21 protein-coding genes are annotated in these 20,668 nt (G+C 63.6%); 5 read left to right on the top strand and 16 right to left on the bottom strand.

Annotated features, from left to right (window positions below; all coding sequences use genetic code 11):
* Nucleotides 1-66: 66 nt before the first annotated feature.
* The 6 genes from nth to MSPGM_RS18165 form a co-directional block, all read right to left on the bottom strand.
* Nucleotides 67-783: an endonuclease III domain-containing protein gene (nth, locus tag MSPGM_RS18190; protein ID WP_261925808.1), complete on the bottom strand. Its 717-nt coding sequence runs from the start codon at nucleotides 781-783 to the stop codon at nucleotides 67-69.
* 65 nt (nucleotides 784-848) lie between these two features.
* On the bottom strand, nucleotides 849-1,355 hold the full coding sequence (locus MSPGM_RS18185) for a ferritin-like domain-containing protein (protein ID WP_261925807.1): 507 nt from the start codon (nucleotides 1,353-1,355) through the stop codon (nucleotides 849-851).
* A gap of 110 nt (nucleotides 1,356-1,465) precedes the next feature.
* Complete coding sequence (locus MSPGM_RS18180) at nucleotides 1,466-2,113, bottom strand: TetR/AcrR family transcriptional regulator (RefSeq protein ID WP_261925806.1); 648 nt, start codon at nucleotides 2,111-2,113, stop codon at nucleotides 1,466-1,468.
* An 87-nt stretch (nucleotides 2,114-2,200) separates the two neighbouring features.
* Nucleotides 2,201-4,255, bottom strand: a complete 2,055-nt coding sequence (locus MSPGM_RS18175; protein WP_261925805.1) for an ATP-binding protein — start codon at nucleotides 4,253-4,255, stop codon at nucleotides 2,201-2,203.
* A 5-nt stretch (nucleotides 4,256-4,260) separates the two neighbouring features.
* Nucleotides 4,261-4,455 (bottom strand): type II toxin-antitoxin system ParD family antitoxin, encoded by a 195-nt coding sequence (locus MSPGM_RS18170; protein WP_261925804.1) that lies wholly within the window; start codon nucleotides 4,453-4,455, stop codon nucleotides 4,261-4,263.
* Between the two features lie 197 nt (nucleotides 4,456-4,652).
* Nucleotides 4,653-5,501: a LysR family transcriptional regulator gene (locus MSPGM_RS18165; RefSeq protein ID WP_012254840.1), complete on the bottom strand. Its 849-nt coding sequence runs from the start codon at nucleotides 5,499-5,501 to the stop codon at nucleotides 4,653-4,655.
* A 98-nt stretch (nucleotides 5,502-5,599) separates the two neighbouring features.
* On the opposite strand from MSPGM_RS18165, the gene MSPGM_RS18160 reads away from it, so the two are divergent.
* Together MSPGM_RS18160 and MSPGM_RS18155 are read left to right on the top strand one after the other, a co-directional pair.
* Nucleotides 5,600-6,004, top strand: coding sequence for a tautomerase family protein (locus MSPGM_RS18160; protein WP_261925803.1), 405 nt, complete (start codon nucleotides 5,600-5,602; stop codon nucleotides 6,002-6,004).
* Nucleotides 6,005-6,308: 304 nt separating this feature from the next.
* The gene (locus MSPGM_RS18155; RefSeq protein WP_003602849.1) at nucleotides 6,309-6,560 is read left to right on the top strand and encodes a hypothetical protein; all 252 of its coding nucleotides are present in this window, start codon (nucleotides 6,309-6,311) and stop codon (nucleotides 6,558-6,560) included.
* A gap of 190 nt (nucleotides 6,561-6,750) precedes the next feature.
* Here the strand turns inward: MSPGM_RS18155 and MSPGM_RS18150 are convergent, their stop codons facing one another.
* Nucleotides 6,751-7,308: a hypothetical protein gene (locus MSPGM_RS18150; RefSeq protein WP_261925802.1), complete on the bottom strand. Its 558-nt coding sequence runs from the start codon at nucleotides 7,306-7,308 to the stop codon at nucleotides 6,751-6,753.
* 375 nt (nucleotides 7,309-7,683) lie between these two features.
* Here MSPGM_RS18150 and MSPGM_RS18145 point away from each other — a divergent pair, with 375 nt between their 5' ends.
* Entirely contained in the window at nucleotides 7,684-7,965 is a 282-nt protein-coding gene (locus MSPGM_RS18145) for a hypothetical protein (protein ID WP_012254837.1), read from the top strand.
* Between the two features lie 102 nt (nucleotides 7,966-8,067).
* Here MSPGM_RS18145 and MSPGM_RS18140 read toward each other — a convergent pair whose 3' ends face one another.
* From MSPGM_RS18140 to MSPGM_RS18115, 6 genes are all read right to left on the bottom strand, one after another.
* Nucleotides 8,068-9,765, bottom strand: coding sequence for a methyl-accepting chemotaxis protein (locus MSPGM_RS18140; RefSeq protein ID WP_261925801.1), 1,698 nt, complete (start codon nucleotides 9,763-9,765; stop codon nucleotides 8,068-8,070).
* A 507-nt stretch (nucleotides 9,766-10,272) separates the two neighbouring features.
* Nucleotides 10,273-10,815: a ferritin-like domain-containing protein gene (locus MSPGM_RS18135; protein WP_261925800.1), complete on the bottom strand. Its 543-nt coding sequence runs from the start codon at nucleotides 10,813-10,815 to the stop codon at nucleotides 10,273-10,275.
* 210 nt (nucleotides 10,816-11,025) lie between these two features.
* Nucleotides 11,026-12,030: a magnesium transporter CorA family protein gene (locus MSPGM_RS18130; protein ID WP_003602860.1), complete on the bottom strand. Its 1,005-nt coding sequence runs from the start codon at nucleotides 12,028-12,030 to the stop codon at nucleotides 11,026-11,028.
* Nucleotides 12,031-12,055: 25 nt separating this feature from the next.
* Nucleotides 12,056-12,910, bottom strand: a complete 855-nt coding sequence (locus MSPGM_RS18125; RefSeq protein WP_261925799.1) for an SDR family oxidoreductase — start codon at nucleotides 12,908-12,910, stop codon at nucleotides 12,056-12,058.
* A complete protein-coding gene (locus MSPGM_RS18120) occupies nucleotides 12,907-13,758 on the bottom strand; it encodes an SDR family NAD(P)-dependent oxidoreductase (RefSeq protein WP_261925798.1) in 852 nt (283 codons plus the stop codon). Before MSPGM_RS18120 ends, MSPGM_RS18125 begins: the two co-directional genes overlap by 4 nt.
* 8 nt (nucleotides 13,759-13,766) lie before the next feature.
* A complete protein-coding gene (locus MSPGM_RS18115; protein ID WP_261925797.1) occupies nucleotides 13,767-14,531 on the bottom strand; it encodes an enoyl-CoA hydratase-related protein in 765 nt (254 codons plus the stop codon).
* A gap of 438 nt (nucleotides 14,532-14,969) precedes the next feature.
* Here MSPGM_RS18115 and MSPGM_RS18110 point away from each other — a divergent pair, with 438 nt between their 5' ends.
* Nucleotides 14,970-15,413, top strand: coding sequence for a DMT family transporter (locus MSPGM_RS18110; RefSeq protein WP_015951899.1), 444 nt, complete (start codon nucleotides 14,970-14,972; stop codon nucleotides 15,411-15,413).
* A 707-nt stretch (nucleotides 15,414-16,120) separates the two neighbouring features.
* Here the strand turns inward: MSPGM_RS18110 and MSPGM_RS18105 are convergent.
* Nucleotides 16,121-17,035 (bottom strand): ATP-dependent nuclease, encoded by a 915-nt coding sequence (locus MSPGM_RS18105; protein WP_261925796.1) that lies wholly within the window; start codon nucleotides 17,033-17,035, stop codon nucleotides 16,121-16,123.
* 257 nt (nucleotides 17,036-17,292) lie between these two features.
* Here MSPGM_RS18105 and MSPGM_RS18100 point away from each other — a divergent pair.
* Nucleotides 17,293-18,059, top strand: a protein-coding gene (locus MSPGM_RS18100) for an IS5 family transposase (RefSeq protein WP_261925795.1) whose coding sequence is annotated in 2 segments (ribosomal slippage) — nucleotides 17,293-17,608 and nucleotides 17,608-18,059 — 768 coding nt in all. Because the reading frame shifts where the segments join, the coding sequence is not laid out codon by codon here.
* Here MSPGM_RS18100 and MSPGM_RS18095 read toward each other — a convergent pair.
* Together MSPGM_RS18095 and MSPGM_RS18090 are read right to left on the bottom strand one after the other, a co-directional pair.
* Nucleotides 18,052-18,252, bottom strand: a complete 201-nt coding sequence (locus MSPGM_RS18095; protein ID WP_261925794.1) for an AAA family ATPase — start codon at nucleotides 18,250-18,252, stop codon at nucleotides 18,052-18,054. The genes MSPGM_RS18100 and MSPGM_RS18095 overlap by 8 nt on opposite strands.
* Before the next feature lie 1,222 nt (nucleotides 18,253-19,474).
* Entirely contained in the window at nucleotides 19,475-20,497 is a 1,023-nt protein-coding gene (locus MSPGM_RS18090; RefSeq protein WP_315974088.1) for an SIS domain-containing protein, read from the bottom strand.
* Between the last annotated feature and the right edge of the window lie 171 nt (nucleotides 20,498-20,668).

Here is a 20,668-nt window from a genome sequence, read left to right as displayed (position 1 = left end):
AACCGATCGCTCTTCATTTCGGGATATTTGTAGAACCGCACTGACGGAAACGGCTCCGCTTCGAGCCTAGGTGGCGCGATGGTCGGCGTACCAGTCGCAATGTTTCGTCAGCGGGCAGTCAGCGCATTTCGGAGTTCGAGCGACACAGATCTTCATCCCATGCTGGATGAGCCATTCATGCGCATGGCGCTTATGGCGCGTGGGGGTTTGCGCATTGATGAGGTCGGCCGCTTGCTTGGCCGAAGTCGTGTCCACGACACCGAGACGGTTCAGGACGCGAAGGACATGCGTATCGACCGCGATGCTGTCCTGCGAGAAGGTGAAGTTCATCAGGATATCGACGCATTTGCGGCCGACCCCTTGCAGCTTGATCAGGTCGTCCCGGTTGTCGGGTATGTTTCCGCCGTAGTCTTCGATGATCTGGCGGGCCATTTCCTTCAGGTTCTTGGTCTTGCGGTTGTAATGCGCGACCGGCTTGATGATGCGACGCAATTCGTCGTCCGGCAGATCGCGCAGCTCTTCGAAGGTCGAAACCTTTTCATAGAGCGGCACGGCCGCGTTCACGACGCGCTTGGTGATCGTCATCGTGGACAGGCACACCGACACGAGACTCTTGAACGGCGTCGAGGACAGGCCGTTGGTCATCCACGGATCGTCGGTTTCATCGAAGGTCGGGTAGGTCTTGCTCAGGATGCCGTAGATCGCATCGAGGTCGCGCTTGGCTGCCACCGGTGCGGCGGCGCGGCGGGATGGGTTCTGCGAGCGGGATGGGGTCGCCGGCATCGAAGCCTCCGGGCGGCCGAGCCGGCCCCGATGAGGGACCGGCCGCGCCTTGTGCGGTTGCAGGATCAGGCGGCCTTGCGCGCTTCGCCGGCGGCCTTGGCGCGGATCGTGTCGCCGACCTTGGTGAACCGCTCACGCAGGGCTTTACAGGCCTTGCTCATGGCCATGTAGCTGTCGGCTTGGTCCGCGTAGCCGAGCTGCTTGGCAAGAGCCCCCTGCCCTTTGAAGGCACCCGCATAATAGTCCAGGCCGGACTGCGTGCCGACGACGGCGCTGAGATCGAGCAGGTCCTGATCGGGCGCGGCCTTGACCATCTCGGACGTCCCGTTGCCGACGCCTTCCATGATGCGATCCTTGAAGCCGTTCGGCTCGGTGCCGAGCTCTTTCAGGAAGCCGACGAAATGGGTCTCCTGCTTGCCGGCGGTCTCGCTGTACTCTCCGAGAAGGGCCTTGAGGTCCGCATTGCCGACCTTGCCGGCCAACGCCTTGCCGGCCGCATCGCCTTGCTCGCTCGCCGAGCGCAGCGCGTGCAGGCCGGCGATATGCCACTTCGTGAAGTTGTCGTCTGCCATGATCGCTTTCGCCCCGTTCGAAGTTTTGAAACGCCCGGTCGCCAGTGCCGTACACTGCCTTCGGGCTATTGGACGATATCGTCCATTTCCTGCAAACGGATGCCGGCGCGCTAAGTTCCGGGCGTTTCGCGCCTGAGCCAGCCTTTGGCTTCGAGGAGCAGGATGGCATCGTCCACGTCGCCGGCGCATCGCTGCCGGAGAGGCTCGATGTCGGTACCGAAGGCCGCCTGAAACGAGATCGGCTGGATGGCCAGCTCCACGAACCGCTCGGCCATGCGGATCATGTCTTGGGACGCTTCGCCTCCGCCGGCAGGATCGAGGGCGGCGAGGACACAGCGGACGGAGCCCTCGAAGCTGACCCGGTACGCCATTCGCGCGAGGTCCGGGAAATTCGGAGCTTCCGCTGCCGTGATCCGCATCAAGGCAATGCAGCGCGGCACAAGGAGGTTTTCCGCCAAACCGCGCCCGACATGGCGCAGCCGTTCCCGGACGCCGACGCCGGTTGGGCTCGCGGTCAGCTCATCGAACATGACGTGGATCGAGCGGCGGACGACGGCAGCGAACAGCGCTTCCTTGTCCGGGAAGCGGCCGTAGAGCGCGGACTTGCCGGTCCCCGAGCGCCGCGACACCTGATCGAGCGTCGTGCGACCGAATCCCTGTTCGAGGAACAGCGCGGTGGCCGCTTCCAGCATCCGTTCCTCGGCAACGCCCGCTTCGGCGGCCGGTGGTCGTCCCCTTCGCGGCTTATCGGCAATCATCGATTTCCGTGTTCATCCGGGTGTCACCAGCTCACCGCCATCGCCTTACGAGAGACGTCTCCGATCGGATGGCATCCACGGTAGACACTACACATCATCGATGCGCTTGCGGCGAGCAGGCTTGGCAACCGCCTGCAAGGTGCGCGAGAGCTGTTCGACCGAGTAGGGTTTCTGCAGAAGCTCGAACCAATTGGTGCCGGTCCGGGCCAGAACGTGGCTGTAGCCGGAGGTCAGGACGACAGGAAGGTCGGGGTGAAGCCGCTGGATCTCGCGGGCGAGATCGACGCCGTTCATGCCGGGCATCATCACGTCCGTGAACACCACGTCGAAGCGATCCGCGTCCTTGGCCAACTCCGCCAGGGCTTCCGCAGCATTCGCCGCCCAGACCGTGCCGAAGCCGAGTTCCGCCAATGTCTGCGTGGCGAAGGTGCCGACTTCGACATTGTCCTCGACCACGAGCACAGAGGTGCCGCGGCCGCTCGGCACCGGCGTCGGCTCGCTTGGCTCCGGCGCCTGGATCTCGCCGAGCACGCGAGGAAGGTAGAGCGTGAAGGTGGTGCCCCGCCCGACTTCGCTTTCCACCACGACCTCGCCATGGGACTGCTTGGCAAAGCCGAAGACTTGGCTGAGCCCGAGGCCGGTCCCTTGCCCGACGGCTTTGGTGGTGAAGAACGGCTCGAAGATCCGTTCGACCACGTCCTTCGCGATGCCGCTGCCCGTGTCGCTGATCGACACCGCCACGAACGGCCCCTGTACCGCGGGGTGAGCACGCACAGATGGCATCTGCTCGACGGGCTCCACGCGAATGGTGAGCTGCCCCTCCCCCTCCATCGCGTCGCGGGCGTTCACCGCCATGTTCACCAGCGCCGTGTCGAACTGGCTCGGGTCAGCATTCACGAAGCAGGCGTTCGCCGGCAACTCGGTCACGACCGTGATGCGAGAACCGGTGAGCGTACCCAGCATTTCGGAGAGCGAGCGTACGCTGTCGCAGGCTGCGAACACCTTGGGTTTGAGTGTCTGCCGCCGTGCGAAGGCGAGGAGCTGGCCCGTCAGCTTCGCGGCGCGATCCACCGTGTTGGAGATCGCCTCGATGTAGCGGGTGCGCCTGTCCTCGGCGAGATCCGGTCGCTTGAGGAGATCGGTCGACGACTTGATGACCGTCAGAAGGTTGTTGAAATCGTGCGCGACGCCGCCGGTGAGCTGGCCGATCACCTCCAGCTTCTGTGACTGCCGCAGCACGTCCTGCGCATCCCGAAGCTCAGCCTCGGCCTTGAGCCGCGCGCTGATGTCGTGCGCTTGGTGGAACGCGCCGAATATCGTTCCTGCTGCATCGCGTAGGGGTGTGTAGGTGATCTCCCAGCAGGGCTGGCCGAACTCGGCCCGGCCGAAAACGGCTTCGACCGTGTACGCCTCGCCCGCCAGCGCGCGGGCCATATTGGCGCGCATCGCGGCGGCCTGCTCCGGAATGAACAGGTCGGGAAAGACGTCGCCGATCTTCGTGTAGAAGCCGTTGACCCGGAAGAACTCGTCGTTGTGGGCCTTGTTGAAGGCGATCAGCCGGTACGCTTTGTCGAAGACGCAGATCGGCTCTGCGTGGGACTGAACGATGTTCTCGTAGAGATCGCGCTCGGCCGTGCGCGATGCAAGATTTTGGTTGGCATCGAGGTGGAAGCCGATCAGGTCGGCGAACATCTTGAACATGCCCACGACCGCGGGCGTGTTCAGCTTGGCGGGTTTCGGATCGATGGCGCAGAGCGTGCCGAAGAACGTGCCGTCCGGCAGCACGATGGGCATCGAGATGTAGCTCTGGAAGCCGTACTTGGCGGGTGTGTGATGTTCGCAGAAGGTCGGGTCATCGGCGACGTGGTCGATGATGACCGGGACCCCACTCTGCCGGATCTCGTGGCAGATGGTCGTCTCAAGATCCAGCTCGCCACCGGGCTTGAGGCCGAAGGCGATGTCGTCCTTGACGGCGCAGGCGACCCAGCGGTCCTCGGTGACACGGGCGACGGCGGCGAAGCCCATGCCCGTGGTGCGACAGACCACATCGAGGATCGTGGGCACGGCCGCGATGCTTTCGACCGCGACGACGTCGTTGAGGAAACCCTGTGGGAATGGTGGAGCTGATCTCGAGGCGGTCATGCGGCTCAGCGACCTGAACAATCATCCGCGCGGGTTCGCTGGCAACCTGCCGAGCGCGCGTGGTCACGCTCGATCAGAAGACGGAGCCCGACCCATACCACCTCACTCGCGTTCGAGTAGTAACCTGAAGTAACTTCAACGTGGATGTCGGCAATCAATTCGGCCGTGAGGGAGACGTTGCAGGTCGGCGTGTTCGACATACCAACGGTCTGTCACGCCTGGGCGGCACCGTCAAAGGTTGCCAAAGACACAAAACGGCTCTGTAGAAGGCTGAGGCGGTGTCGCCGAGAAGCGGACACCCCGAGACTCCGAAACGGGCGGTTTGCAGACATTCGGCTTGACGCACCGGTCTAGGTGACAGCGGGGCGAAATGGCCCGCACGGCCTATCCCTGCCGATCACGTGGCACGCAGCATCGTCTGTACCGCCACCTCAAGTGCCCGTGCTGCGGCACTGGCCGTAGGCGAGCTTGTTCGGGCAAACATCACGATCTCCGACGGCGGTAAGTCGGGAAGGCCGAAGCGCGGTCCAACATCGCTCATTCGCCCTGAGGCAACGGCACCCATTGGAGCAATACCGAGTCCTGCTCTCACGGCCGCCAGCAACGCACTGCAACTCCCTCCGACGAAGGCTTCCCGCCACGGCGTCTTGGTTGCATCGAGGCGCCTGATCGCAACGGCTCTCACCCCGCAGGGCGGCCCAAGCGTCACGAGTGGTACGGGGAGGTCTGGCGCTGTGACGTTGTCTTCCATGGACCGCCAGCCCAGTGGGTCCGTGCCCAGCACTTCCCCATCCGCTCCGCCCGCTTCCCGGCGGATGATGACGGCGTCGAGTTCACCCTCGTCGAACGACGCGCGGACCTGCTGAGAGGTCCCGCTGCGCAGTTCGAGGGCGCTCCTCGACGGGAGTGCCGCGCGAACGTGGCGTATGACGTGCTCCAGCCCTGTTCCCAGTGCGTGATCGCTTGCCCCGATTGCGAACCGCATTGTTGGCTCATCGTCGAAGCACGCGGCCTTATCGTGGGCAGCCATCAGCGCCCGCGCCTTGGCGAGGAAGGCCACGCCGTCCTCTGTCGGTCGGACGAAGCGCGGCGTGCGTTCCAGCAACTTACGACCGAGGGCCGCTTCCAAACCTTTGAGGCGTGTGCTGACCACCGGCTGCACCGTACCGGCCGCCTCCGCTGCCCGCGTCAGGTTGCCAAACTCCACCGCGAGGATGAACAGGCGGACCGAAGCAAGATCGAGCATGATATTGAATCGATATGATCACAAGTGCGAATCATAGCGTTTCGCGTTGGTTGCGCCAATGCCAAATTGAACTCCGCACGAATGCCCAGGAGGTTTCTATGCCTATGATCACCGTCCGCTACGTTACTGCGTCCCCGCGCGCCGATCTCAGGTCCGATATCGCTCAACTGGCAACGCGGCTCGGGGCGGAGCGGCTTGGCAAGGACCCGAACGTCACCGCTGTGTTGGTTGAGGAAGCCGATCCACAGGGCTGGTTCATCTCTGGAAAGCGCCCGACAGATGCGGGGCTGTCGGCGTTCTGGCTGGACATCAAGATCACCGCTGGAACCAACACGAAAGCTGATACGACCTCCTTCGTCCGTGCGGCCTTCGCTGGGATGGAAGCGTTGATCGGCTCCTTGCATGAGGAGTGCTACGTTTTCGTGCATGCCGTTGACGGCGACGCTTACGGCTACGGTGGGCGCACGCAGAATGGCCGTTGGGCAGCCGCCAACCCTGGATAACGCGATCGACAAGGGCTTCCTGCCCAAGGTTGGAAGCCCTTGTGCAAAGACATGCAATGGGTCGAAAGCGGCTAGCTGCTCATGTCACATCAACGTTCGTTTTATTTGCAAATCAGGCAACAGCATCTTTCAACCGCTGAATGTCATGTCGAAGGATGGTGGGTGTCAGCTCGGACTGACGTCCAAGCACGACCGTGCGGATAAGCGCTGCCATCACGAGGTTGTCGCGAGCCGGAACGAACCCTTTTCGATGCCCATGCGTTTGCTGTCTCACTCCAGCGATCTAAGGAACTCGGAGGCTCAGATGCGTAAGGTGTTGCTCGTGACGGCCGCCCTCGGTGGGCTGATCATCCAGGAGGCTCCCAGCTTCGCGCAGGGCTTTCGGGTCGGCCCAGGGGGCGTCGAAATCGATGATGGGCGCGGCTACCGCGAGGATCGGCAGGAGCGCCGCTACCGCCGGATGTGCCGCGAGCTTCGCGACGCTTGCGAGAACAAGGACATCTACGGTGAGGAGGGCCAAGGCAATTGCCGACGCTATCGCCGCACCTGCGGCTGACAAGCAGCGAACGCGAACCGCCGAAGCGGAATAGGGTGACGTCCAAGCTGATACGCTGAGGCTCGCGGCTTGGCTGTCGAATGCCGGGTACGCGACACGTCTGACGTTGTTACTGGAGGAACCCGGCATGCGGAGACTGTGGGTTACGGCACTCGTGGGCCTGAGTTTTTTGAGCGCGATAAGCTCAGCCTCAGCTCAGCGAGGGGGGCGTGACTACGGCTACGACGAGCGGGAGTATGATCGTCGAAGCGATGGCGAGCGCGACGGCGGCGTTCGTGGTCGCGGGTACGATGACGATGACGATGATGATGATCGGCCACGTGAACGCGGCCGCAGCTACGATAATGGCTACGGTAACGAGCGGCGTCGCCGATACGATGAAGATCAGGATCGCCAGCCCGGTCGCGGGTACGACACTGATGACCGGGAACGGAAGCGTCATTGTGGGTCCCAGGAGGAGCCTGAGGCTAAGTTCGACGAAGACGAGTACCTGCGTTGCAACCCGGATGTCGCCCGAGCCGTGGAACAAGGGCAAATGCGGTCTGGGAATACCCATTACAGGACATTCGGGCGCCGTGAGGGGCGCCGCCTCAGCTGCCCAATGAAGCTCTAAATCCCCGTCGCACGCGCCGACTTGCTGAAGCGCTGTCTCTTCTAAAGGTCCAAGTGGGTCCATTTCGCATTTGCGCGAACGGCTCCCTTTCACCTTAACCGCGCCACGACCCGGATGCTGCGTTTTGAATTCCAAGCAGCCTTTCCCGGCGGGTTTGAGCACCAGGTAAACCTCGGTTTTCTGGACATTTATGGTCGCACTGCGAGAGGCCCGCTTGGGGTCAAAAGCGGCGGCCGGCCGGAGTCCGAGAAAAGGATCGCCCGGAGCCGGTTCGAGGCAGGTACCCGGTGGGTTCTCTGCGCCCGATCCGAATGTGCGAGTACAAGCTCGGCCTCCAAGCCACCTGAGCGGTCGGTCCGACGGCACCGTTCGGCCGGGAGAGACGCGCCAATCGCCGCCGCGCCTTTGCGGGAACGCTCGTTCCCGGCCATTGCCGAGACCGACGAGGAAGAGGCACGGAACGCCATCGCGCCGCCGTGGTTTCTTCCGCCACCACCTGGGAGGAACAGCATGCGAATTCTTGCGACGGCGTTGGCGCTGACGGTCATGACGGGGCTCGGCGCCGGGACCGCGGAAGCCAAGGGATGCATCAAGGGCGCGATCATCGGCGGTGTCGCCGGACATTATCTGGCCGAGCGCGGCGTGGTCGGGGCCGTGGCCGGCTGTCTGGCCGGACGGGCCCTGGCGAACCGGCGCGCACGGCGGGAGGTCGATTACGGCTCCCAGGTCCAGCCCCGCGGAGCCGGCTATGGCGGCGGGCAGGCCTATCCGAGCCGGAATTACCGGTATTGATGCACTAAGGGGCGCCGTTCGGCGCCCCTTCTCGTTTCTGCAGTGTCCGACACGGCCCCGGGCTGCGCGAAATGTCCGGTGGCCGCTTCGTCGGAATGCGCCCTAGGCAGCGCGAATCGTCGCGAGGAAGCGATGGACCTCGGCGGACAGGTGCTCGGACTGACGCGACAGCTCTGAAGCGGACATCAGCACCTGGCTCGCGGCAGCTCCCGTTTCCTCCGAGGCCTCGGCCACTCCGCCGATGTTGGTCGTGACCTCGCTGGTTCCCACCGAAGCTTCGGCGACGTTGCGCACGATCTCCTGCGTCGCCGCGCCCTGCTGCTCGACCGCCGCCGCGATCGTCGCGGTCACCGTGTTGATCTCCCGAATCCGCGTGGTGATCGAGCCGATCGCACCCACCGCCTGCCCGGTCGCCCCCTGGATCTGGCCGATCTGGCCCGAGATTTCCTCGGTGGCGCGGGCGGTCTGGTTTGCCAGCTCCTTCACCTCGGCGGCGACGACGGCGAAGCCGCGACCGGCTTCGCCGGCCCGTGCGGCCTCGATGGTGGCGTTGAGGGCGAGCAGGTTGGTTTGGCTCGCGATGTTGGCGATGAGGTTCACCACGTCGCCGATCCGGGTCACAGCCCTGCTCAACTCGGTGACGTGGGAACCGGTCTCGTCCGCCTCGGCCACCGCCTGCTGGGCGAGGTTGGCCGAACCGGAGACCTGCCGGCCGATTTCCTGCACCGATGCACCGAGTTCCTCGGCGGCGGAGGCGACCGTGTTGACGTTCGCGGCCGCCTCCTCCGCGGCCGAGGCGACGGTGGTCGATCGGGTGGAGGTCCTCTGAGCCGTCGATGTCATCTGCTGGGCCGTCGCCTGCAACTCGGTCGCCGAGGAGGAGACCATGCCGACGATGCCGCCGACCGCCCCCTCGAAGCCGTCGGCGAGCTCCATCATCGTGCGCTTTCGCTCGGCCGCCGCGGCGGTCTCGGCGGTCTGCCGTCGCTCGGCGTCCTCGGCCGCCTTCCGGGCCACCATCGTCTTGATGCCCTCGACCGCCCGTCCCACGGCGCCGATCTCATCGCCGCGCGCGGCTTGGCGAATCGTGGAGTCGATCTCGCCCTGAGCCATCCGGTTCAGAACGGAGACGAGCTGCGAGAGCGGCCGGGTAATGCCGAACACGACGATCGCACCGGAGAGCACGGCGGCCAGGAGCAGGCCGACCGCCGCCATCACGATCAGCTGGGTGACGGCCGTTCCGACATCCCGCTCGAGTTGGCTCGCGCCGGCCTGCATCTCCTCGATGATCTTCTGCGTGCGCGCTTCCACCAGCTCGGTGAGCTTGGCCCGCGCGGGCTGCCCTTCCTCCTGCACGATCGTCATCGCGGCATCGGTCTCGTTCCTGCTGCCGAGAACGATGGTCCGGTCGATGACGGCGAAATAGGCTTCGGCGAGTTTGCGAACATCGTTGCCGAATTTGACGCGTGCCGGCGTGTCCGCGAGGGCGATCAGCCGATCGATGTTTTTGTAAACGCCGCTGACGGTGGCGTCGTATCGTGCCTTGTATCGGTCGATCTTTTCCTTTCTGGGATCGATGATGAGGTTGCGGCTGAGCAGGGTCGCCTCCGCAACACCGGCCTGAGCCTTGAGATAAGACTCCTGTCGCACCGTCAGGACGTCGGCGACATAGCGGGATTGGACGGCGATTCCTTCGAATGCCGCCCGCTCGTGCAGAATAAGTGCGATAGCCATGCCGGCGATCAGGACGAGCGGCGCGCATAGCTTCAACAAGACGCTCGCATTGTTGATATATCTCATTTGAGGTTAGTCCGCCCGCTCGGTGCCTAATGGATCTATTGGAAAAGCGGGGCGAGTATTAAATAACGGGTTAAGATCCCTCGATCGATTATAATCCCTTGGGATGCTGCCGCCTTTGCAAAAAGAGAGCAGTGTAGAGGCGGAACATCAGAAGCTTGGGTCGGCGGAAAACCCCGTGCCGGTCGGGCACGCGGCGGGTGCAGAGGTTGGCGCCGGACACGCCCTTCAAGGGCCGGCTTCCCGCTCGCGGATGACTGGAATCTGCCCGGCGAAGATCAACCCGGCCTCGCGAGCACGCTTTCGAAGGCCCTTCGAGCGGGAGGAGCGCTCGCACTTCGAATGGGTGTGACGGCGCCGATACGGCCTGTCGGAAGGGGGGCGGGAGACGTCCGGAACGAAAAAAGGGGCACCCTTTGAGGGCACCCCTTTCCTGATCTGGCTTGCCTGCCTGCGATGCGCGGCCCGTCTCGCGGCAGGATCATCGGTCCCGCCGCGTGCTACGTGGGATCAGGCGCTCTTGCGCCCGCCCTTGCCCTTCACTGCGCCCGCTTCGGCCTCCTCGGAGCCCTCGGTGTTGATGCGCTCGGCGATCTGCGAGAGCAGCGCGTCGGTCTTCTTCTCTTCCTGAAGGGTCTCGTCGAGCAGCTTGGCGGCGTCCGCGTAGCCGAGCTGGGTCGCCCAGGTCTTGAGCGTGCCGTAGCGGGCGATCTCGTAATGCTCGACCGCCTGGGCGCAGGCCGCCAGCACCGCGTCGGCGGCCGGGCTGTCCTCGAAATCCTCCAGATCCTCCTCCATCTCGGAGGTCAGGCCCTGCATCGCCTCGCAGGTCTTGGCGCGGGCCGGCTTGCCGATGATCTCGAACACCTGCTGCAGGCGCTCCACCTGGTTGGCGCTCTCCTCGGCATGGGTCTCGAACGCTTGGCGGAGTTCGTCATGTTCGGCCGCCTTGGCCGACTTCTTCAGTGCACGCACCGATTGCTTTTCCGCGTAATAGACGTCCTTCAACGTCTCGTAGAACGCATCGTGCAAGGTCTTCTGCTTGGTGGCCATGGGAGTTGGTCTCCTGATTGCTGAACGAGGGGGCCGGGGGAGTGATCTCACCGTCGGCCGACACCTTAAGAACGTGAGTTCAGGCGACAGGGTCCGAAAATTCTCTTGGGGGGAGGCCGTAAAATTCCGGGAACCTCGGCCGGTGGCGCTGGGGTTTCCGGGATCGGCCCGGAGGCAGGGCCACCTCCCCGGCCCAGGGTTCGGCGCGGGCTACAGCCACTTCTTCCAGCGGAAGAACACGTAAGGCAGCACGGCCGCCACCACCATCATGCCGACGGCGGCGGGGTAGCCGAAATGCCAGTCGAGCTCCGGCATGGTCTTGAAGTTCATGCCGTAGATCGAGGCGATCAGCGTCGGCGGCATGAACACCACCGCCATGACCGAGAACAGCTTGATGATGTTGTTCTGCTCCAGGTTCACGAGGCCGAGCGTTGCATCGAGCAGGAACTGGATCTTGGCCGAGATGAAGGTCGCGTGCTCTTCCAGCGATTGCAGGTCGCGAAGCGTCGAGCGCACGTCCTCGCGCAGCTCGCGCGGGGCCTTGGCCGTGCGGTAGGTGGCCGAGAGCGAGAGCAGGATGCGCTCCATCGAGACCAGGCTCTCGCGCTGCTTCGAGATCAGGTCGCCGTAGCGCCCGAGCGAGCGCAATGTGTCCTGCAGCGCGTTGTTGCGCGAGGACGGGTCGCCCTTGTCCTCGAAGATCTTTCGCGAGAGGCGGTCGATGCGCTCGCCCTGGAGCTGGAGCACGTCGGCGGCGCGGTCGATCACCGCCTCGATCAGCCCGGCCAGGATCGACTCGCCCGAGACCGAGCGCGACGGCCCGTTGCCCGTCGCCCGGCCCGCGCGCTGGGTGTACATCCGGAACGCCTGCGGCTCCTCGTAGCGCACGGTGATGAGCCGGTTGTCGCGCAGGATGAAGGTGATGCCGGCCAGGCCCGGCTCCTCGGAATCGCTGACGCGGGAGAGCACGCGGCCCGTCATGTAGCGGGCGCCGGCCTCGACGTAGAGCAACTCGGAGGGCTCGATGTCCTTCATCTCCTCGCGCGTCGGCACGGTGATGCCGAGGAAGGATTCGACCTTCACCTCCTCCTCCCGCGTCGGGCGCACGAGGTCGAGCCAGACCGTGTCCTCGGAGATCGGCTCCTGCAATTCGAGGTAGCGGCGTTCCAGCACCGTCTGGGAGCCGCCCGCGACGGGCTTGTGGGTGAAGATCAACGGATGTGACCTGTCGGATGGGGCTTCAGTCGAGTGCCCCGGGCGGGGCGACGCTTGTGTCCGGTACGAAGAAGTCCGGCGCAAGCGGAACGCCTGCTGTGACGCGGTATTTTGAAAAGTCCGTGACGCCTTCCTCACTCAGAACCGTGTCGTCGATGAGGAAATGCCCGGTGAAGCCCTTGGCCTCCCGCAGGAACACGGCATGCGCGGCATCCGCCATGATCTCCGGCGTGCGGCTGGCCTGCATCAGCGCGTCGCCGCCGAGCAGGTTCTGAACGGCGGCCGTGGCGATGGTGGTGCGCGGCCACAGGGCGTTGACGGCGATGCCCCGGCCCCGGAGTTCCCCGGCGAGCCCGAGCACGCAGAGCGACATGCCGAACTTGGCCATCGAGTAGGCCAGATGCGGCGCGAACCATTTCTCAGCCATGTCGAGCGGCGGCGAGAGCATCAGGATGTGCGGGTTCTCCGCCCGCTCCAGATGCGGGATCGCGTATTTGCTGACCATGTAGGTGCCGCGCGTGTTGATCTGATGCATCAGATCGAAGCGCTTCATCTCGGTCTTGGGCGTGTTCGACAGCGAGATCGCGCTCGCGTTGTTGACCACGATGTCGATCCCGCCGAATTCTTTTGCGGTTTCATCCAGCGCCGTCTTGACCGCCTCCTCGTCGCGGACATCGACGGTGAGCGGCAGCGCCCGGCCCCCTGCCCGCTCGATGGCTTCGGCGGCGGTGAAGATCGTGCCCTCCAGCTTCGGATGCGCCTGCGCGGTCTTGGCCGCGATCGCCACGTTGGCGCCGTCGCGGGCGGCGCGCAGGCCGATGGCGAGCCCGATGCCGCGCGAGGCGCCGGTGATGAACAGCGTCTTCCCCTTAAGGCTCATGGCATCTCCTCTCCGATCCGGAAGCGCTCCGGCTGGCGGCCGTCGGCGTCGGTGAAGCCGTAGGCGCGGGCGAGATCCCCGACATGGACCGTCCGCCCCGCCCGGTCCAGCACGGCGGGGTCGGCGGACAACGCCGCGAGCGCCCGGCCAGCATAGAGCGGGCTCTCGGTGGCCAGCGCCTCCTGGCCGAGATCGCGCACCCGCTCGGTGGCGACGAAGCCCGGCGAGAGGCTGAGCGCGCAGACGCCGTGGGGGCTCAGCTCGGCGGCGCAGGCGAAGGCGAGCCGGTTCGTCGTCGCCTTGGCGAGGTCGTAGTAGAAATCGCCGAGATATCCCTCCTCGGTGCCGAAGGAGACGAAGGCGATCAGGCCGGAGCGCGCGGCGACCATGGCCGGTGCCACGGCGCGGGCCAGCAGCAATCCCGGATAGGGCCCCGTCCCCAGAAACTGCGAGAACGGCTCGGCCGAGCGGCGCCAGAACGGCGTGCCCCAGGCGGCGCCGTCGGGGTAGCGCTCGCCGTCATAGCCCTCGTTGCCGCCCCAGACGCTTGCTGCCGCGACATCGATCCGCCCGAACCGGCGCAGCGCCCAGTGCACGAGTTCGTCCACCGCCCGCTCGCTGGTGTGGTCGCAGAGGTAATGGTGCCCCTCGCCGCCGGCCGCATCGACCTCGCGGGCGGTGTCCTCGATCGCTTCCGCGCGCGTCTCGGTGCGCCGCCCGGTCTCGGAGGAGCGCGCCGTGACGATCACCGTCGCGCCCGCCTCCCCCAACCCGCGGGCGAGCCCACGCCCGACCCCGCGCGAGGCCCCGGCCACGAGGCAGATTTTTCCCCGCAACGAAGGCGTCACCGAAGCGCTCACGCCTTGCCAGCGAGGAAGCGGGCGAGCCGCGCCTGCGTCTCGGGATCGCGCAGGCCCGCCTCGAAGGCCTGCGCCTCGGCCTCGATCGCCGCCTCGACCAGCCCCTGCTCGCCGCGCATCAGCGCGCGGGTCGCCTGCACCGCCCGGCGCGGCAGGGCGGCCAGGCGCGCGGCTTGCGCCAGCGCATGCGCCTCCAGCGTCTCGGAGGGCAGTTCGGCGTTGGCGAGCCCGAGCGCCACAGCGGCCGCGCCGTCGAACGGCTCGCCGAGCAGCAGCAGCGCCGAGGCGCGGGCGAGCCCGATCCGGCGCGGCAGCAGGTGGCTGGCGGCGGCCTCCGGCACCACGCCGAGTTCCACGAACGGCATGCGGAAGCGCGCCTGCGGCCCGACATAGACGAGGTCGCAATGCAGCGTCAGCGTCGTGCCGACGCCGATGGCGAGCCCGTCCACCGCCGCGATCATCGGCGTGCGGGTGCGGGCGAGCTGCCGGATGAAGCGCAGGGCCGGCATCTCGGAAAACGCGTCGCGCGGCGCCGTGCCGGCGGCAAAGAAGTCGGCCAGATCGTTGCCGGCGGTGAAGGCGCCGGGCAGCCCGGCAAACACCACCGCCCCGATTTTTTGGGACTCGTCGTCGGCGCCCGTCAGCGCTGCCGTGGCGGCGTCGTACATCGCCCCGGTCAGCGCGTTCTTCTTGGCCGGGCGGTTCCAGCGGATCAGGCGGACGCCGCCCGAAACATCCTCGATGGTGATGGCTTCGCTCATCCGCCCTCGCCCCCCACGCCGACCCCGAGCGCCGTCTCCGCCCTGACGGCATCGGCCCTTCGCCCCACCCTTCTTCCCGCGGCGACGCTTTGTCGAGGGGCCATCGGCGCGGTTCGGGCGCGCGCCCGCAAGCGGGTTCACGGCCCCGCGCCCCCTCTCCGTCCGTCCGGGGCCGCGCAACCCGGTATCCCGCCGCGCGGCGCCGGCCCGCGCGGCAACACGGGCGGCGTCCGGGTTCGCGGGCCGGCGCCCCGGACGGAGAGCTGTGGGGACGGGCGGCCCGAGCCGCCGTTCGCGCGGCCGGCCGGGTCGATCCGCGCGCAGGGCCCGAACCAAAGCCCCGTCGGCCGGCCGCGCCGGCCCCGACGCCCCGGCTTGCGGAGCGGTCCCGGTGTCGCACCCGCGAAACTTGGCGGTCCGCGTCTCGGATGACGGGCTATGTGGTCACTCTACGCTCTCACCATCCTCGCCGGTCTCGCCAACGCGATCCAGCCGGGACAGAACGCGACGCTGTCGAAGTCGCTCGGCCTGCCGGTGACGGCGGCCCTCCTGACCCTGCTGGTCAGCACCGCCGCCCTGCTCGTGGGCGGCCTCGCCCTGGGTAAACTCGAACTCCCCACCGGCCAGCAACTCGGGCAGGTGCCCTGGTGGGCGTGGCTCGGCGGCTTTTTGAGCATCCTGCTGATCCTGGCCCAGCTCTACGCCTCCCCCGCCATCGGCGCGGCGACGTTTTTGGGCATCATCGTCACCGTGGGCGTGCTCGCCTCGCTCGTACTCGATCACTTCGGCTGGATCGGGTTTCAGGTGCACCCGGCGAGCGTTTGGCGCGTCGCCGGGGCGGTGTTGATGGTCATTGGGGTGGGACTGGTGGCGGTGTTTTGAAGCGCAGGCGTCTCAGATGTCTCTAAGTCGTGTGTTGCTTCTTCGCGTATTTGTTTGCTAGTTAAATTAATTTTTCCTCAAAACTCGTAGCCACCATAAATGATGCAAGAATATTTATCACTTATCAATCAAGAATCGACGAAAATTTCTTATCGAAATCGCCGACTATCTTCCTGAACTTTGCAGATACCGCTACCACAGTCCTGCTAGACAGCATTTCACTGAAGAAAAGTTGTATTTGGCTTTTTGTTGGAGGCTTTATTATTGAAAAATGCGTTGATATGATTTTAAGGTCATTTTCAGTCAATACTCCCTCGATTCCTTTATCTTTTAGGTCTCCAGAGATGTCTAGCAAAGTAAATATATTATCCTTTATGGACCCCAATTCTCCCTGTATCTATTTGATGCTTTGATACCCTCTTTGTCTCCATCTAAACAAATAGCGAACCGTGATCCCCATCCAATGTGGAGTCCGATCAACTCATCCATTCCTGTAGCACCCCGCGTAGGCAGGATCGCATAGGCGGATTCTGATTTGAGAATTAGGCGACGACCATACTCAAGTATAATATAGTCACCCTTCCCTTCCACTAAAACTGCCGGCTTGATCGCATCGAGTTTGCTAGGAACTACATTTAATTTATCCAGCACAGGTTGAAAATAAGTGACTTTGTCTGGGTTTAATCCTACAAAATCTCTATATTTTTTTACACCGATATTTGTATGCGAAGAACCAGAAGCAGTATTTGCTTCACTGGCATCATTGTAATTGATTGATCCGTTACAATGAAGGCTTGATCAAGCCATTCCGGATTGATCATGTAGTGACTGTGTGTTGAGTATATAATTTGGTTGCTTCCTGTCGCGATTTTGGGAAAATTTTCTATTAGTTGCAGCTGCGCGGCAGAATGTAGATTAGATGCAGGCTCATCAAGCAAAAATAATGTGTGGCGAATATTATTTGCCGAAACTCTATATATTGTGAATAATAAAAATGAAAAAAACCAACGAAATCCGAGTGATCTCTCGGATATAGAGTACATAGATTTTCGGTCCTTTAAATAAAAGTCAACGTGAACTTTATAATTCGGGGATTCTCCACCAATACCTAGACGCAAAACGATTTCGCGTCCTGAGAAATTCCCGCCGAATATCTTAGACCAGCGTTCAAAGACAGTATCTGATAAGTGGTTGGATAGTTCAGCGAGCGAGGCTTCAATTTGCTCTTGTTTGTCTGGGGCAAGAAGCATTATATTAATAAGCTTATTCGCTAGCGTTTCCTCATTTACAACACGCTCTACAATATGTTTTCTTACGTCCAATGGACGTGGCAGTGATTTTGCAACGTTTTCAATTATTTCCCGATACAACTTATTTATTGGCTCCTCATCCTCTCCAGGGTTTAGTTCGATTTTCTCAGGAGGGTTAAACAAGAATGTTGGGAAGTAAACAATTTGAGGCAGCTTTGAGTTTAGTTCTGCAGCAAATCGTTTCCATATTATATCTGCCGACTCAAGTGCTTCAAACTTGCGCGCGCCCTTCTTTTTAACAAGCAATGTTATTCCAATCGACCAATGTATATTTATGAAATCTGAATTTCGAAAATTGAATGCTCTTCTCATTTGGAATTGATCAGGAATACTGTTTATATCCAACTTTGCTTTGAATGCTTCTTCAATAACGTGGACAAAGTGGGGCTTATCCCCAGGCTCGATTTCGATAAATGCGGTAATAACAACCTGTCCCGAGAAATTAGATTTTAGTTGTTTTGGAACAAAAGAAACTGGATTCGGTCGATTTTCGCCAATTGCTAGGGTCTGTCGTCGCCTGAACGTCTTGGGGGTGTGAGCGTTTTCCGTCCTCTGGATGGAGCGGGCTGATGCTGAACGACGCGCAGTGGGCGGCTCTAGAGCCGCTGGTGCATGCCTGCCGGCCGAAGGCGAAGACCCCGCCGCAGGACCTGCAACGCACGCTCTCGGCCATCCTGTGGCGGCACCAGAACGGGGCCAAGTGGCGCGCCATTCCAGACGAGTTCGGGCCGTGGTGGCGGGCGGCGCAGATCTTCATCCGCTGGGCGCGCGCCGGGGTGTGGGAGCGCCTGCTCGCCCTGGTGCAGGAGAGCGACGTGCAGCTCGGCATGGTGTTCCTCGACGGCACCATCATGCGGGCGCACCAGAAGGCGGCAGGTGCGGCCAAAAGGGGGGATCTGCGACCGAGCGAGACGGTCGTGAAGCGCTTGGCCGGTCTCGTGGCGGGTATGGCACCAAGGCCTGCGTGATCGCCGACGGCGCGGGCCGCGCCGTCGCCTTCCGCCTCGCGCCGGGACAGGCGCACGAACTGCCCCACGCCGTGCCGTTGCTCGACCAGTTGCCCGGCGTGCCGCTGTGGGTCGTGGCCGACCGCGGCTACTCCAGTCACGGCTTCCGTCAGCACATCCGCGACGTGGGCGCCAAGCCGGCCGTCCCCACCAAGCGCAACGAAGCACCCACCCGCTGCCCGGACTGGATCTACACCAACCGCAACCGCGTCGAGCGCCTCTGGGCGCGGCTGAAGGAATGGCGGGCGGTGGCCACCCGCTACGAGAAGACCGCCGCCAGCTTCACAGGCGTCCTCTGCCTCGCCGCAGCCTGCGATTGGATCAAGTGACAACAGGCCCTAGTCGAGCCGGCGTAGTGTCGTCATTATATAAATCAAAAGTGCTAATTGCTTCTAGGACAGTAGTCTTTCCGCTTTCATTGAGTCCTATCAGCGTATAGACATTTGATCCTGCTGGCTTTAAAGAGATGATTGCTTTATCTATTCCTTTAAAGTTTTCTATTTTGAAACCTGTAAATTTCATAGCATATCCTATTAGCAGATACTTTTCAGGGCGAATCTGTTTTGATTTTGAGAAATGTAAAGTATAATTGCGCTAGCTTGTAGTTTATATGAGATCTATATATTATTTTTCAAATTTATTAGAGCTAAATATTGTTATTCACTGAAATTATCAATTGATATATCGTCTTGTTTCTGGTGCGGGTCGAACTTTCAGCCTGATATTGTCCAGAATCTCCGGTTCGATCAACGGTTTTTAATTTTGATAAAATTCCTTGATATTCTAGGCTTTATATCCTAAAACCGATGCACTCGCCTCCCGGACCAACCGGGGGAGCTTTTCCGGTGACCGGCCAGCGAGGCTCGTTGGGAGGTGGGGCGGTTCCCGCGTCGGTGGCCCGGTCGCCATCGCCTCGGGCGCTGTGCGCGACACAACGCCAACGCGGGATGGGGCCATAGGCCGGTCTCGGGTCGGCGCCCAGGAACAACCGGAGCCGGGCCCAATACGAGGTCCGGTGCGGACGAGTCCGCCCATAGCCGTCTGCCGAGGTTCCCTCTCCCCTCGCGGGGAGGCGGGCCGAGGGTCCCACAGCGCCTAGATCCGGGGTCGATGCCGGTGGAGAGACCGTGACGCCAAAACGGAGGGACGGCTTCCCCTGATAAGGAAGCGGCCCCTCCGCGGGACGCCGGGAAACCGGCAAAGTCTCACATACCCATCCGGAGGTTTCGCGGCGTCCCGCGTCCCCCTCGGGGTTTGTATACGATGCGTACCCAGCCGGCCGATCGGCCAGCCGTCCTCCGGGCCCGGATCTCAGGGCCGCGGGGGGAAACGTGTTTTTACCAAGAAAGCTGTTCGACCGGTCGGGGCGACGGGCGCGGGTCCAAGCCTCGGTTTCAAGCCTCGGCCTCAGCCTGAGATGCGCAGCGAAGCGGAGCCTCGAAGGATCTTCCCGATCCCGCGCGATCCCTGGAGCCCTCTTCGCGGGCGCCTGCGCGCCCCCTCGGGATGCGGGCGTGGCGGGGCGGAGGTGCGCGGCGCCTGGAGCCGTCTCCGACCCCCTTGCATCGGGCCGGCGTCTCTCGGCCCTTGTTGTGACGCGCCTTCTTTCGACGAAAAGGTCACCGCTTCGTCGGAATGCGCTCGAGAGCATCATCCCGAAAGGTGGCTGCCGGCTTTCGGAAAAAGATGATGCAATAACAAAAGCCTAGAGCATCGTGCTGGATCCGATATCCAGCACGATGCTCTAGGCCACGCCGGTGCGCAGCAGGTCGTGGTAGTGCACGAGGCCGACGGGGCGGCCCTGGTCCACCACCACGAGGGCGGTGATCTTCATCGCCTCCTGGATCTGCAGCGCCTTGGCGAGCAGGGTCTCAGGCGTGATCGTGCGGGGGTTGGCGGTCATCACCGCCTCGACCGGCAGGCGGTCCAGCCCCTCGCGGGAGAAGACGGCGCGGCGCACGTCGCCGTCGGTGAGGATGCCGGCGAGCGCGCCCGCTTCATCGACCACGAGGACCGACCCAAAACCCTTGGCGTCGATCTCGGCCACGGCGGCCCGCATTGCGGTGCCGAGGGCCACCACGGGCAGATGCGCCCCGCCATGCATGACCTCGCGCACCTGCCGCAGCGAGGCGCCGAGCCGGCCGCCGGGATGGAACACGGAGAAGTCGCGGGCCGAGAAGCCGCGGGCCTCCAGCAGCGCCACGGCGAGGGCGTCGCCGAGCGCGAGCTGCATCGCCGTCGAGGTGGTGGGGGCGAGCCCGTTCGGGCAGGCCTCCTTGGCCTTCGGCAAAGCGAGGCAGGTGTCGGCCTCGCGGCCGAGCGTCGAGGCGGCATTCGAGGTGATCGCCACGAGGCCGACGCGGTAGCGCCGGGTGTAGCCGATGATGTCGGCCAGTTCCGTGGTCTCGCCCGACCACGACAGCGCCAGCACCACGTCGTCGGGCTGGATCATGCCGAGATCGCCGTGGCTCGCCTCGGCCGGGTGGACGTAGAGCGCGGGCGTGCCGGTGGAGGCGAAGGTCGCCGCGATCTTGCGGGCAACGTGGCCGGACTTGCCCATGCCGGTGCAGATCACCCGGCCGCGGGCCGCGCCGATCCGCTCGACGGCCTGCGCGAAGGGCTCGCCGAGGCCGTTATCGATCGCGGCCATCAGGCAGGCCAGGCCCTCGCGCTCGGTCTCGATGGTGCGCAGGGCCGAGGCGATGGCGGGCGCCCGCGTCGCGCCGTCCATCCGGTTCCGGTCCTCGATCCGCTGTGCCAGGGCCATGAAGCTGTCGTTTCCGTCTCAAAGCCCGGCGCCGGGCCCTCGCGATTCCTGATCCGCCCTCTTCACCCGCGACTGTGGCCGCATGGGGGCTACGCAACGGCTGCCCATGGCGGGACAGGGCGGGTGGGCACCCCGCAACGGCACGTTAACCATGCCCGGTGTAGCCCCGTT

Source organism: Methylorubrum sp. GM97 (assembly GCF_024347855.1).
GTDB classification, from domain to species: Bacteria; Pseudomonadota; Alphaproteobacteria; order Rhizobiales; family Beijerinckiaceae; genus Methylobacterium; species Methylobacterium extorquens.
This window is presented reverse-complemented; position numbering and strand designations above follow the sequence as displayed.